The organism is uncultured Tyzzerella sp. (assembly GCF_963558545.1).
In the GTDB taxonomy this organism is placed as follows: Bacteria; Bacillota; Clostridia; order Lachnospirales; family CAG-274; genus Tyzzerella.
Genome location: NZ_CAUWHO010000052.1, coordinates 1 through 14,383 on the forward strand (window position 1 = coordinate 1; position 14,383 = coordinate 14,383).

Genomic DNA, 14,383 nt, shown 5'->3' on the forward strand with positions numbered 1-14,383 from the left:
GTAAGTTTATAGTAAATTGTTTTTTAAAGTCTGTCTTAGGGTATATTTCTCCAAACCCAAAGTCTTCTATATTAAAAATCATTTCTTTATAGTTTTTAAATTCTACATATACCAAAAATCTTATTGTTTTTATATCCCTATCTACAAAATCATCATAAATACTTAAATCTATTTTTAATTTTTCTAATATTTTAAAATTATTATTTTCTTCTGAAAATATATCTATTTCTATATTTTTATTATTTATCAAAAATACTTTTTTATCAAATTTTTGCCATATAAAACTACCTTTATATACAAAAGGTTCAAACCTTGTTTTATCAAAGTCATTAATTATTATACCTATATTATTTTTTATCTGGTCTAAATCTTCTATATACATTTTAGTTTTAGGTAATATTCCCATTTCTTGACAAGCTATTATACAAGCTCCGTCTGATATAAATCTTTTTGCTTTACCTTTAAAATTTTTATCTATGTTAAACCTAGATTTTATATATTTGTGTATAAAATCTATTTCTATGCCTCCACCTGTTAGTATAATATTTTTTATTTGATTTTCTTTAATACATATACTTTCAAATAAGTTATTAAAAAATATATTTAGTTCATTTTCAAAGAAAGATATTATATCAAATAATTCTTGTTTTGATATAACTTTTTGAAATGGTGGATAAAAAAAGTTATAGTATAGCTTTATATCCGATAAAATTGGCCTTTGGAAGATAATATCAAACTGCTGATAAACAAAAGAATCTAAATTATTTTTTTCATATTCTGTTAAGTCTATTTTTCCAGTTTCTTCCAAAAATTTTCTAGTTATTAAATTTTTAGTTATGTTAAAAACTCTTTGTTGTCCTATACTATCATTAAAAGCTGTTTTTATACACTTTATTTTACCCTCTTCTTCTATCTGATATATAGATGCTCTAATTTGCCTATTGCTATAATCAATAATTATTATTTTATCTCCAATAACGTCATTTTCATAAAAATAACTTTTTAAAATACACTCTTTATCATTTGCTATTTTTAACAACAAATGCTCCATACCAGCTAGCTTAAATGCCTCTATTATGTCCTCATTAGCATAAGATGACGTAGATAAAACAATTCCTTCTATACAAGCATTTGGATTAATATTTTTTATATTTTCTATTAAAAATATTATAAATTTACTAAGGCATAAAATTAAACTTATGCTCTTGCCTTTAGCATTATATGTTATGTCTTTGCCTAGATTTTCTATTATATTTTCTATTATAATTTCATTACCAAAACCCTTGTTTAATATAGCATATTCCCCAAAAACCCAATCTTCTGTATCCATATTATAAGAAACAACGGTTGGTACACTAAATTTACCATATCCCCCACTAATATCAACAACATCTATGTCCATTTGGTTAAAGTCAAAATAAGATATTGTAGATGTTAAATTTCCTAAATCTATACCTATAATAAATTTATTTTCATTAATCATAAAAACCTCTATTTTGCTGCTATAATAGTAGCTCTTTTTATAACGACTTCATCTTTTTTCTTGTATCCATAGTTTACAACCTTTATTATTTGCCCTTTAAGAAAATTTTCATTTTTTTCTGCCAATAAAACTTCGTGTTCTTTTGCATCAAACATATCGTGTGGATTTGGTTTTATTATTAAAATATTGTTATCTAATAAACATTTTTCTATATTTAATTCTATACTATCTATATATTTAGTAAAATCTATTATTTTACTTTCTTTACTTTCTCTAAGCCTTACAACAGAATAATATATTATTTCTTGAAATGTACTTATTTCAAATAATAAAGTATTTTTTATAAAATCATCTACCTTTTTTATGTAAGAATTAGATATTTTTTCTATTATAGATAACATAGGTTTGGCATTTATATACTGTTTTATATTTTCCATATTAAAATCATTTTTTAATGTAGTATATATAGAATCAAAATCATACTGTATGTTATAATTTTCAATATCTTTTAAAGCATTATCTAAATCTTTATATAATTGGTCTTTACCTTCAAATACTTCTGCTTCTTTTTCATTTATGTTATCAATCTTAATAATAACACTCTCGTTTATTCCATCTATAATGTTATATAATTCATTTTTTTTATAGCTATCTTTGTTAGTATTTATATATTTGTTTAGCATAGAAAACATATCTTTAAGCTCATTAGATAACTTTAAATATTTATCTATATTATTTTTTAATGTATTTATAGTTTCTTTTTCGTTAATAATAATATTATCTTTTAAACTTAATAAATATTTTTTAAATATCTCTAGAGATTTTTGCCTAAACTTTTCTTCTGAGGATTTTATATCTTTAAAAATTACTAAAATAGCTTCTTCTATTTTTTTGTTGTCCTCATCTAATACTACATTTATGTTAGTATTTATATTTTTAATTTTATTATTAAGCTGTTCAAAACTTTTACCTGTTTGCTGATAGGCCTCTATTATAGGCTTTAATAACACTTTTATATTATTTTTTTCATTATCGTCCTTGCATAAATCTTCTAAAGCCTTTATTTGCACTTTTATTATAGATGATAAAATTTCTCTCTCTTCTTGCAAAGTATCATTAAAGTAATTTACTTCTTTTCTATTTTCTATATCATTTATAGCATTAAAACATTCTAATAGATTAGTTTTATAGCTAATAATTACTTCTTTTATAATATTTTCAATAATTTTATCTTTAGCATTTATATTATCAAAATTATAATCAAATAAATTGTCTATCCTTGTATAAATATTATCTATATATTTAGCTATTATTGTTTTCTTTTCTGTATAAATAGGGTTTATATCTATATGTTTATCATCATAAAAGAAACTAACTTGACTTTTTAAAACAGAAGTTATCCCTGATAAATTTTTTGAAAGCTCATCATTAAATTTAAAATTTGTATCTTCTTTATTTAAAAAAATTATATAATTATCAATAATAGTTTTATATATATTAAAAATATCTTCATCAAACAAAGCTAAACTTTGGTTATCAGATATATTGTTTATAAATCTAGCCAAAATAAGCCTTTTTATCTGCTTGTTATTACTAATAAATTTTTCTTTAAGCATTGATACATATTCTTCTTCAAAAGAACTTTGCTCTATAAAAATTTTTTCAAGCTCTGTTTCTATGGCCAATTTACACATAAGCTCCCCCCTTCATAATATATTTTATTAATAAAGCTCATCAACAGACAATTCTGTAATAATACCATCATCGCTCATACTTTTTGCTGTAACTTTAAGCATATTATCAGGCGTTACGCTAAATATCACTTTTACTTTTTCTTGTCCTTTAGGCCCTTGTGGTATACCTCTTAAAGAAGTGCCTGCAAGCCTTTTCATACCCTCGCCAGTAACAAAAGTACTACCTTTTTCATCATCTGGTATAGTATTTTCATATACAACAATAGCCATACTGCTAACATTATCAAAATTTGTTACAAGTGGTTCAGATGCTTCTATAACAAGGTTATCTTTTGGTATATCCATACCAGCTTTTACTATTTCCATAAAACGTCTACCTGCTATTTCTAATCCTATTGGGTGAATAGTTTTTTCGTGTACAACAGGTCCTTTTACAGTTGGCATCATAATCATATTACAATAGTATGCAGCACCTTGTGATATACTAAGTGCTGGGCTTATCTTAGATTTAAAAGGTTCTTTATTAAATTTTTCTTTTATTTTTTCACTTACAATAGGCATAGATGAGCTACCCCCTACTAAAAATATTTCATCTATATCTTCTGAACTTATTTTAGCCTTTTCTAAAGATTTGTCCACACATAAAATAGTTTGATTTATCATATCTATAACAGATTTACCTTCAAATTTTGCAAATATATCATCGCTATCATTAAGCTTATTTACTCTTTTGTGATTTAAAAAGTCTTCTCTTGTTATCTCCATATTAATATTTACAATTTTAGGCTCTTGTATAAATGGTGCTAAAACTATTTTTGTAGATTTTGCCTTAGAAAGTCTTTCTTTTGCTTGGTTTGCCATTTGAGATAAACGTACTAATGCAACCTTTTTTTGTCTTTTAGATACACCATCATCTACATTTTCATCAAATAAATCTATTTCATTGTCTGTAAGTTTTTTAAACTCCTCATAAATCATATCTATTAATATTTTATCAACATCATTTCCACCTAAATCGTTATCACCATAAGTGCTTAAAATAGATATATTAGGCTCTTCATTTTCGTCTAATTTTATTTCTAGTATGCAAGCATCAAATGTACCTCCACCAAAATCATACACTAATACCTTTTTGTTTTTTCTTTCATTAACAGCATAGCTTATTGCTGCTGCTGCTGGTTCTAACCTTAAATATACGCTATCTTCATCAAATCCTGCTAGTATGGCAGCCTCTTTTGTCATTTTCTTTTGCTTATCGGTAGAGTTTGCAGGTACTGTTATTACACAGCCAGAAAATTCTCCAGATATATTAAGTTTTTCTCTAGCATATTCATCTGCCATTCTTTTTAGGTATCCCATTATCTCCCCTGCTATTTGCTCTGGAGTAAAGCTATATTCTTTATCATCTACATTTATAATAATGTTTTCATCTGTACCTAAAAATCTTTTTATAGATAAAACTGTACTTTGTGGATATATCATAGCTGCTTCTTTAGCTTGCACACCAAATATTTTAGATAGCTTGTTTTCATCATCTATATCTGTTTCAAACTGTATAGCAGTAGGGAAAATATTGCTACCGTCAATAGGTATTGTTTGTACCTCGCCGTCTTTAAAATCAAATATACTAACAACAGAGTTTGTTGTTCCAAAATCTATCCCTAAAAATAATCCTCTTTCTAAATCAAGTCCTAATGTTGCCATAGTGTTTCCTCCTTAGTTTTTATAGTATTTTTCCTTTTAAGTTATAATCTTTTGCTATAAGTTCTTCTATTACCTTATGTGCCTCATCATATCTACCCTCATAAGTATATACAAAAGCATTGTTTATTTTAAAATATTTATCGTCTATGTCAAATATTAAACTTTTGATATTTGTTGCAAAAAATTTTTTTGTGCATATACTGCCATTTTCTGTATTTTCTGCAAAATAATATTCTATATCTTCTCCATAAAAAATAGGTAGCGTTACTATATAAATGCCAAATTTAAAGTATTTCATTTTAATAGACATAAATTTTTCTTGATTAATATTTTTATAACATAAATAAACATCTTTGTTAGGGTAAGTATTATAAACAAAAGGTTTGTTTTTATATAAATACGAAAATTTTTTAAATTTGTCTTTATTATTTTCAAATATTTTAAAGCCTAATTGTTCTTCTTCCATATTTTGTATAATTTTTTCAAATATTTTGTATTTATTTTCTAAATTGTAATTTCCTTTTAAATATATGTGTCCTAAAGCATATCCTATTATGCTATTATTAGTTTCTTTAAAAATATATTCCATAATGTATAAAATATCATCACTAAATATATAATCTCCATTAAAAGCTTGGTACATACAATAATTTAAAAAATATTCTATAGATTTATTTTCTGTATCATTATTATATAAGTCCATAAATATTTGTTCTACATAATTATCAATACTATGTGTGTATACTGCTAGTTTTAATATATATTCATCTATTTCTTTTTTTATAATTCCCATATTTTGTAGAGTTTTTCTAAGCTCTATCCATTCTTTAAGTCCACCTTTATAGTTTTTTACAACTATATCTATAAAAACATCATCTACTTTTGAACGTATTAAAAGTTCATATGCAAATATGGCTATTGTTTTGTTATAAATGCTCTCTTTACTTATCTCTTTTATAGCATAAAATAAAGTATCATCTTCTAAATTTCTATATTTCTTTTTAATAATCTCTATAGATTTATAGTACTCTTTACAAAAAATATAAGATTTTACAATATTATCTATATATTTATCGCCTATATATTTTTCTAAAACTTTTTTATAATACATAGTTGCTGTTTCATAATCTTTATTATAAAAATTAATATTTCCAAGTGTTAATATGACTTGCATTTTTAAAGGTGTAGATATATCATCTATCCCCAAAACATTTTGTAAAAGTTCTGTTTTGTTATTATCTGTATTATCTATTTTTAAGTAATATTTTATAGTATTTATTATGGTAAACTTATCTTTATACCCTGTTTTGTAAAATCTATAAAAATATTTTCCATTAGTACCTTCTACAAGTTTATTAATATTTATTTTACAATTTAATATTTCATTTTTATTTTTTGAAAAAATGTAATAATTAAAATCTTTAGAGCTTGATTTTACAACAACAATATTATTTTCTATATTATATTCTTGTACACTATCTATATCATTATCCTTTATAAGTATTGTTTGTGCGTTATCATCTTCTACATAAATTTCATATAAAAAGTTATTAGGATATAACACATTCATTATTTTTATTTCTTCTAAAGACCCTGTTGGTATAAAATCTAATATATATTTATATATTGTATAATAATACCTGCCTACACAACCTTTTTCTAAAAAATATCCACCATATTTTAATATTTTATCCTTTTCTTCTACTACTAGTTCTATATATTTTTTGTTACTTAAAATAATATAATATATAAATGACATTATTTCTAAGTCTACGTTAGGCTCTTTTAAAAACTGCTTTATGGGATAAAGCCCTATATCCTCCATATTACTTTTATAGCAAGCTTTTATATAGCTAGTATTTAATCCTGGTAAAGATATTTGCCTATTTATCCCCTCCTTAAAAAAGAAATAGCTAATCTTTGTATGTATGTTATTTTTAAGATATTCTTGACAAATTTTTAAAAGTATTGAGTCTATGTTATATTCTTTGTATATTTTTTTGTTAAATATATCCTCATTAAAATAAAATAATATACTATTTTCATATCTAATTATAGATTTTTCTATATTTATACCTTTATATAAAGCCCATTTTACGTAGTTTTTAAATGTTTGTTTTTCAAAACTTAAAAAGTTTGATTTTTTTTCAAAAACAATATATAAAATTATATTTTTCCAAAAAATACTGTGGTGTATGTTTTCAATGTCTAACAAAATATTTCTATCCATATTATTTATGTATATTTTTAGTAGTGTTATATATATAATACAAAAATCGCTATCTATATTTTGTAAAGCCTTTATATACTTGTTAGTCCCTCTAACAGAACCTTTTTTAGCTTTTATTAATCCTTGTAAAAATAAATAAAAACTATACTTATCTATATCATTATTTTTTAAATATTTTTTATATTTTGATATATTGTTATTAAAATAATCTATTTTTTCTTTGTCATCTATATTTATGCTAAAGAAAAGTATGGCAAGTAAAATGTCAAAATCCGACTTATTATTATTTAAATACTCTGCACAGCAATTATAAGCTTTGTTTAGATAATCTATTTTGTCCATAGTCAAAAAGCCTAAATAATATCTATTTAAAAGCAGTATAAGTCGTTTTTTATTTTTTTTATTATTATATTGTTTTTCTATACTATTAATGCTTTTTTCTATAAAACTCATATTAATCTCCTATATTAAACTGTTGCCAATATATATTTTTTTTTGCATTTTATATACGCTATCATCTAAAATAGCTTTTATAAGTATTTCACTTTCTATATTAGGCTTTTTTGTAAAGTCCATCTGAGCTTTTAAAAAACCTGTAACCCTTATATTAAATCCTATTTCCGTATATTTAGATACAAGATATTTTTTACCCTCAAAAAATACAAATGTATCTTTTGGTACAATTTCTATTATTATGTCTTTTTCTGTATTATTTAATATTTTTAATGTTCCATTGTCTGTTGTAGTAAAATAATCTTTTTCAAATAATATTTCTAATGGGTTTTTTTTGCTAATTTCTATTATAATACTTTCTTTTGCTTTATTAAATATAATTTTTCTACGTTCAAAAAAATTAGTAATTTTATTTTTTAAAATTCTAAATTCTAGGTTATAGTTACCATTATCATCAAAATCTTTATTTGTGATTTTATCTTTGGATATTTTTATAAAATCTATATCATCTTCTATTGTAATATTTTCTTCAAAATAGCCTGTTCCTATAAGCTTTAATGGTATTATACCTATTATCTCTGCGTCAAAATTTGTTGTAAAGTATTTATATTTAAAGTTCTTTTGTGATAATTGTATATAGGCTTTTTCTTTAATTTTAGATAATACAAAAAAATTATCAATAGCTCTTTGTTTATTGGCATCTTTTAATATTTCTTCTACAACATCTATATGCTTGTAATTTATGTTTTTTAGCCATATCATAAATTCATATGAATAAAAAATTCTTATGGCCTCTATGTAGTTTTTTAAATAATACCCGTAAAATTCTTTTATAGTGTGTATTTTTTCTTTTCCACATTCTAGGTATACAAAGCTAGAAACAGTAATATAAACTGGTATATAAACCTGCCCTCCATTAGATATTATTATTATTTGGCTTTTTATAAAATCTCCATTATAATATATAGACGGGGCTATACTGTATTCTATTTTTACATCATTGCCAGAAAAACTTTCTCGGTCTAACAAAAGAAAATCTGTATTAGACACAATTTCTCCAGATAGTACCCCTCCACCTATATTTTTAATACTTATAACACCACTGCTTTTTTCATTAGTATTTATAGCTATTTTATCTATATCTATTTGTATAATTGGTAAAGGATACTCTAAAAATTCTACTAAATTCATATTTGTACCTTCTTTATATATTTTATAATTTAAATTTTTTATTAACCTTATTATAAATGATTTTTTTAAATCTATCAACTTTTTATATAAATAATTGTTGAAATAAATATATTTTTAATTTAATATATATATTAACAACATATTATATAAATATATAAATTTTTAAAGGAGAAGTTTTATGCTTAACCACGGAGGAGATTTAGATATTATACAAAAAAAATATAATATTTCAAGAGAAAAAATTATAGACTTTAGCGGAAATATAAACCCTTTAGGTATATCTAACAAAATAGAAAACACCATAAAAAATAATATTAATGTTATAACTACCTATCCAGATAAAGACTATATTTCTTTAAAAAATTCTATATCAACTTATTGTAACTGTAATAAAAATAACATTATTGTTGGAAATGGCTCAACAGAGATTATATCTTTATTTATAAAGAATTTGTCCCCTAAAAATGCTATTATTGTATCTCCTTCTTATTCCGAATACGAAAGAGAATTAAAAAATAACAACTGCAACATACACTTTTTTGACTTAAAGGAAGAAGATGATTTTTTATTAAATGTAGACAAGCTTATAAGCTGTATAAATGATAATATAGATTTAATCGTACTATGTAATCCTAATAATCCAACAGGGACAGCTATAAACAACAACCAAATTAAACTAATTTTAAATAAATGTAAATTTTTAATGATAGATGAAACATATGCCGAATTTTCTAGCGACATTGAAAATATTTGCGCTACATCTTTAGTAAATGACTATGACAATCTTTTTGTAATAAGAGGTACATCAAAATTTTTTGGAGTTCCTGGTATAAGGCTTGGTTACGGAATTTGCAAAAATAAAAATATATTAGACAAAATAAATAAATACAAAGACCCCTGGAGCGTTAATTCTATTGCAAATTTAATTGGTATAAGTATGTTTGATGATAAAGAGTATATACAAAATACAAAAAATTTAATACTAAATCAAAAGCAATTTATTTTTGAAGAATTATCTAAAATAAAAAATTTAAAATTTTATAAATCTAGCTCTAATTTTATACTATGTAAAATTTTAAATAATAAAACTACATCTAGCAAACTTTTTGAAGACCTAATAAAAGAAAATATATTAATACGAGATGCTAAAAGTTTTCCTTTTTTAGATGATACATTTTTTAGATTTTGTATACTATCTGAAAAAAATAACAGGTTATTAATACAAAAATTTAAAAATATTTTATCATAAGAGGTAATATATGTTAAAAAATATTGAAAAAATTGATGTTTTAGATTTAACTAAAGAAGATGCTTTGCAAGAGGCAAAACGCTGTTTACAATGTAAAAAACCTCTTTGTGTTACTGGGTGTCCTATACAAAATAATATACCACAATTTATTAAGGCTATTATAGATAATGATATACATTTAGCTTATAATATTCTAACAGAAAAAACAAACCTACCTTCAATATGTGGTAAAATTTGTCCACACGAAAAACAATGTGAAGGTAGCTGTGTATTATCTAGAAAAAAACACCTGTAAAAATTGGTAAAATAGAAAATTTTATAGCAAATTATGCTTATGAAAATAACCTTATAGATAACAATAAAAATAATAACTGCTTAGGTAATGTAGCTATTATTGGCTCTGGACCTTCTGGACTTAGCTGTGCATATATTCTTGCAAAGGAAGGATTTAATGTAGATATTTATGAAATGGAGCAAAAAGCAGGAGGTATTCTATCTTATGGTATACCTACATTTAGGTTATCGCCTATTACAGTTAATAGAGAAATAGAAAAATTAAAAAATCTTGGTGTAAATTTTATATTAAACAGTAAGCTAGGTAAAGATTTTACATTAGAAACTTTAAAAAATAAAGGATATAATGCTATTTATATATCAACAGGTGCAAATATGCCAAAATCTATTAATGTTAAAGGAGAGGAGCTTAACGGAGTTATACACGCTAATCATTTTTTAACAGAATATGCTAAAGATAATATCCTAATAAATAAACAAGATGTTGTTTTAGTTATTGGTGGTGGAAATGTAGCTATGGACGCTTGCCGTACCTCTAAACTTATAGCAGATAATACAACTGTTGTTTATAGAAGAACTCAACAAGAAATGCCCGCCTCTTGCGAAGAATACGAGCAAGCTATTAAAGATGGTGTACCTTTTATGTGGAGGTGTAGTCCTTTAGAATTTATTGGTGAAAATAACAACCTTACAGGTTTAAAGGTAAAAAATCTTGATACAGAAAAAGAATTTATTATACCTTGTACTGTTGTTTTAACTGCCATTGGCTCCAAGCCTATTATAAATGATAATTTAATAGATATTGATGATTGGGGTTATATAAAAGTATCTAATACCCCTTTTGGTATGACTAATATAGATGGTGTTTTTGCTGGTGGAGATGTTGTTAATGGACCTGATACAGTTGTTGTAGCTATGCGTGAAGGTAGAAAAACTGCATATAGTATAAAAGATTATATTTTAACAAAAAATATGGTATAACATTATATTTTTTACAAATAATATACCTATAAAAAGGAGGTGTATTATGGCAAAAGCTGGAATGAAAAGACCTGGTAAAAATAGTCAACCAAAAACAGAAAGTAATAAAAAATATAACTCCAATAAAAATACAGTAGAACCTGTGCCAGAAATACAAAATAAAAATGATTAAAATAATTTTTTAATACAAATTTAAGAAAAAAATTATATTGTCATACCTTAATTTGTATAAATCAATTTTTTAGATAATGTATATCTAAAAACAGGTATTCCTATATATTTTTATTCGTAAAAATTAATACAAACAACCGTATATAATTTTACCTTTAAAAATATAAGTCATACCTTAATTGTATTTAATAAAAATCATAATAAAATAAGGGCTATATAGCCCTTATTTTATTATGATTGCAAACATTTTTTTACAATTTCGCTTATTGTTTTATTCTCTGCTCGACCTTTCGTCCTATCAGAAACTAATGCCATAACTTTGCCCATATCTTTCATAGAACTAGCACCAATTTCCTTAATTGCATATAAAACGATTTCGTTGATTTCTTCAACACTTAACTGTTCGGGAAGGTAAGATTTTAAAATCGTGAGTTTTTGGTTTAATTCATCAATTAAATCCTGTCTGCCACTTTTTTGAAAGTCAGGAAGCACGTCATTGCATTTTTTTATTTCTTTGATAATAACTTCAATAATACCGTCATCTTCAAGCTCAATCTTTTGGTCTTTCTCGATTTGAAGAATGCCCGCACGAACCATCTGAATGGTATCTTTAAGGATATTATCCTTTTGCTTCATAGCCTCCTTCAAATCAGCAAAAAGCTGTTCTTTTAATGACATACACATCATCCCTTTTATTATTAGTTAAATTTACGTTTTCTAGCTGCTTCAGATTTTTTCTTACGTTTAACACTTGGTTTATCATAAGCTTCTCTTTTACGAACTTCGCCCATAATACCAGCTTTAGCACAGCTTCTTTTAAATCTACGAAGAGCGCTATCTAAAGATTCATTTTCTTTAACTCTTACTTCTGACATTTGAATTCCCTCCCTCCAGTTACATTGTTATATGCAACATGCACTCCAAAATTATACACAATTTTTTGGAAATAGTCAACCACCTTAAAGATATTTTTTTATTTTTAATACTAAAGTACAAAACATCTGGCACACTTTAACATTATTTTATCAATACCCTTGACATAAAATAAATTTTATTATATATTTTATATATATTGTAAGTGTTTAAAAGGGACTAGTATGTATATTAGCTTTTTTTAGAGAAAAGATGGTTGGTGAAAATCTTTATTAGCCTATACAGAACCTACCCTTCTAGCTTCTATATGAAAATATGGCGTTGTCCTAGCGTTAATAGGAATAGAGTGAATGCTTTGCATTAAGAAGGGTGGTACCGCCGTTTTGGTCCCTTGTTTCTTTTTGTTAAGCTTTTTTTAATTTTATAAAAGGAGAAATATTATGTCTAACGAAAAATTAGTAAAAGAAATAACTTCTATGGAGGAAGATTTTGCACAGTGGTATACAGATATAGTAAAAAAAGCTGACCTTATAGATTATTCTTCTGTTAGAGGCTGTATGATATTAAGACCTTATGGCTTTGCTATATGGGAACTTATACAAAAAGAACTTGATAAAAAATTTAAAGAAACAGGACACGAAAATGTTTGTATGCCAATGTTTATACCTGAGAGCCTTTTACAAAAAGAAAAAGACCATATAGAAGGCTTTGCTCCAGAAGTAGCTTGGGTTACACACGGTGGCTCAGAAAAATTAACAGAACGTCTTTGTGTTAGGCCTACATCTGAAACTTTATTTTGTGAGCATTATGCAAATATTGTAGAATCTTATAGAGATTTACCTATGCTTTATAATCAATGGTGCTCTGTTGTTAGATGGGAAAAAACAACAAGACCATTTTTAAGAAGTGTAGAGTTTTTATGGCAAGAAGGACATACTGTTCACGCAACAGAAGAAGATGCACAAGAAGAAACTTTAAAAATGTTAAATATATATGCAGATTTTTGTAAAGATTTTTTAGCTATTCCAGTTATAGAAGGACAAAAAACAGATAAAGAAAAATTTGCCGGTGCTAAAGCAACTTACACTATAGAATCTCTTATGCACGATGGTAAAGCCTTACAGTCAGGTACATCTCACAACTTTGGTGATGGCTTTGCTAAAGCTTTTGGTATACAATATACAGATAAAGAAAATAAATTACAATATGCACACCAAACATCTTGGGGTATGTCTACTCGTTTAATAGGTGGGCTTATAATGGTTCATAGTGATAATAACGGGCTTGTTTTACCTCCTAACATTGCACCTATCCAAATAGTTATTTTACCTATTAATATGAAAAAAGAAGGCGTAATAGAAAAAGCTAATGAGCTTAAAGATTTACTTTCTAAAAAATATAGAGTAAAAATAGATTTAACTGACAAATCTGCTGGTTGGAAATATAGCGAATATGAAATGAAAGGTGTTCCTTTAAGATTGGAAATAGGCCCTCGTGATATACAAAACAACCAATGTGTATTAGTTCGTAGAGATAATAGAGAAAAGGTTTTTGTAAATTTAGATGATTTAGAAACTACAATAAATGAAATGCTTAAAACTTTACAACAAGATTTATTCGATAAAGCCTTAAAACATAGAAATGAAAATACCTTTGTTGCAAAAACTTTAGAACAATTTGAAAATCAAATTAACAAAAAACAAGGATTTATAAAATCTATGTGGTGTGGAGATACAGCTTGTGAAGAAAAAATTAAAGATTTAACAGGTGCTACATCTCGTTGTATACCTTTTGAACAAGAAAATATATCTGATACTTGCATATGTTGTGGTAACCCTGCTAAAAAAATGGTTTACTGGGCAAAAGCATATTAATATTTATAAACAATTTTTTGAATACTCTGTATACAAAAACAGATACTTCTATATATTTTTATTCGTAAAATTTAATACATAAATCCGTATATAATTTTTACTTTAAAAATATAAGTCGTATCTTAATTGTAATAAACAATTTTTTGAATACTCTGTATACAAAAACAGATACTTCTATATATTTTT

The 14,383-nt window shown here is 24.9% G+C and carries 12 protein-coding genes and 1 other annotated feature; of the genes, 5 read left to right on the forward strand and 7 right to left on the reverse strand.

Features of this window, described 5'->3' with window-relative positions; genetic code table 11:
- The 5 genes from R5Z65_RS08225 to R5Z65_RS08245 form a co-directional block, all read right to left on the reverse strand.
- Positions 1 to 1,483, reverse strand: a 1,483-nt coding sequence (locus R5Z65_RS08225; RefSeq protein ID WP_317368435.1) for a DUF5716 family protein, incomplete at its 3' end; no start/stop codon positions are given.
- Positions 1,484 to 1,491: 8 nt separating this feature from the next.
- Entirely contained in the window at positions 1,492 to 3,177 is a 1,686-nt protein-coding gene (gene grpE, locus R5Z65_RS08230; protein WP_317368438.1) for a nucleotide exchange factor GrpE, read from the reverse strand.
- Positions 3,178 to 3,204: 27 nt separating this feature from the next.
- Positions 3,205 to 4,881: an Hsp70 family protein gene (locus R5Z65_RS08235; protein WP_317368439.1), complete on the reverse strand. Its 1,677-nt coding sequence runs from the start codon at positions 4,879 to 4,881 to the stop codon at positions 3,205 to 3,207.
- 19 nt (positions 4,882 to 4,900) lie between these two features.
- A complete protein-coding gene (locus R5Z65_RS08240) occupies positions 4,901 to 7,564 on the reverse strand; it encodes a DUF5717 family protein (RefSeq protein WP_317368441.1) in 2,664 nt (887 codons plus the stop codon).
- Between the two features lie 9 nt (positions 7,565 to 7,573).
- Positions 7,574 to 8,755, reverse strand: a complete 1,182-nt coding sequence (locus tag R5Z65_RS08245) for a DUF5717 family protein (protein WP_317368443.1) — start codon at positions 8,753 to 8,755, stop codon at positions 7,574 to 7,576.
- A 178-nt stretch (positions 8,756 to 8,933) separates the two neighbouring features.
- Between R5Z65_RS08245 and R5Z65_RS08250 the strand changes: the two genes are divergently transcribed.
- From R5Z65_RS08250 to R5Z65_RS08265, 4 genes are all read left to right on the forward strand, one after another.
- On the forward strand, positions 8,934 to 10,004 hold the full coding sequence (locus R5Z65_RS08250; RefSeq protein ID WP_317368445.1) for a histidinol-phosphate transaminase: 1,071 nt from the start codon (positions 8,934 to 8,936) through the stop codon (positions 10,002 to 10,004).
- 10 nt (positions 10,005 to 10,014) lie between these two features.
- Positions 10,015 to 10,299 carry a hypothetical protein gene (locus tag R5Z65_RS08255; protein WP_317368446.1) on the forward strand — a complete coding sequence of 95 codons (285 nt, stop codon included), beginning with the start codon at positions 10,015 to 10,017 and terminating at the stop codon, positions 10,297 to 10,299.
- A 98-nt stretch (positions 10,300 to 10,397) separates the two neighbouring features.
- Positions 10,398 to 11,279 (forward strand): FAD-dependent oxidoreductase, encoded by an 882-nt coding sequence (locus tag R5Z65_RS08260; RefSeq protein ID WP_317368450.1) that lies wholly within the window; start codon positions 10,398 to 10,400, stop codon positions 11,277 to 11,279.
- Between the two features lie 46 nt (positions 11,280 to 11,325).
- The gene (locus R5Z65_RS08265; protein ID WP_317368447.1) at positions 11,326 to 11,451 is read left to right on the forward strand and encodes a hypothetical protein; all 126 of its coding nucleotides are present in this window, start codon (positions 11,326 to 11,328) and stop codon (positions 11,449 to 11,451) included.
- A gap of 230 nt (positions 11,452 to 11,681) precedes the next feature.
- Here R5Z65_RS08265 and R5Z65_RS08270 read toward each other — a convergent pair whose 3' ends face one another.
- Both R5Z65_RS08270 and rpsU read right to left on the reverse strand, forming a co-directional pair.
- A complete protein-coding gene (locus R5Z65_RS08270; protein ID WP_317368448.1) occupies positions 11,682 to 12,128 on the reverse strand; it encodes a GatB/YqeY domain-containing protein in 447 nt (148 codons plus the stop codon).
- A 20-nt stretch (positions 12,129 to 12,148) separates the two neighbouring features.
- Positions 12,149 to 12,325: a 30S ribosomal protein S21 gene (gene rpsU / locus R5Z65_RS08275; protein WP_250277346.1), complete on the reverse strand. Its 177-nt coding sequence runs from the start codon at positions 12,323 to 12,325 to the stop codon at positions 12,149 to 12,151.
- A 197-nt stretch (positions 12,326 to 12,522) separates the two neighbouring features.
- Positions 12,523 to 12,718, forward strand: a binding site (T-box leader).
- Between the two features lie 42 nt (positions 12,719 to 12,760).
- Between rpsU and proS the strand changes: the two genes are divergently transcribed.
- Positions 12,761 to 14,197, forward strand: coding sequence for a proline--tRNA ligase (proS, locus tag R5Z65_RS08280; RefSeq protein WP_334309017.1), 1,437 nt, complete (start codon positions 12,761 to 12,763; stop codon positions 14,195 to 14,197).
- Positions 14,198 to 14,383 lie beyond the last annotated feature (186 nt).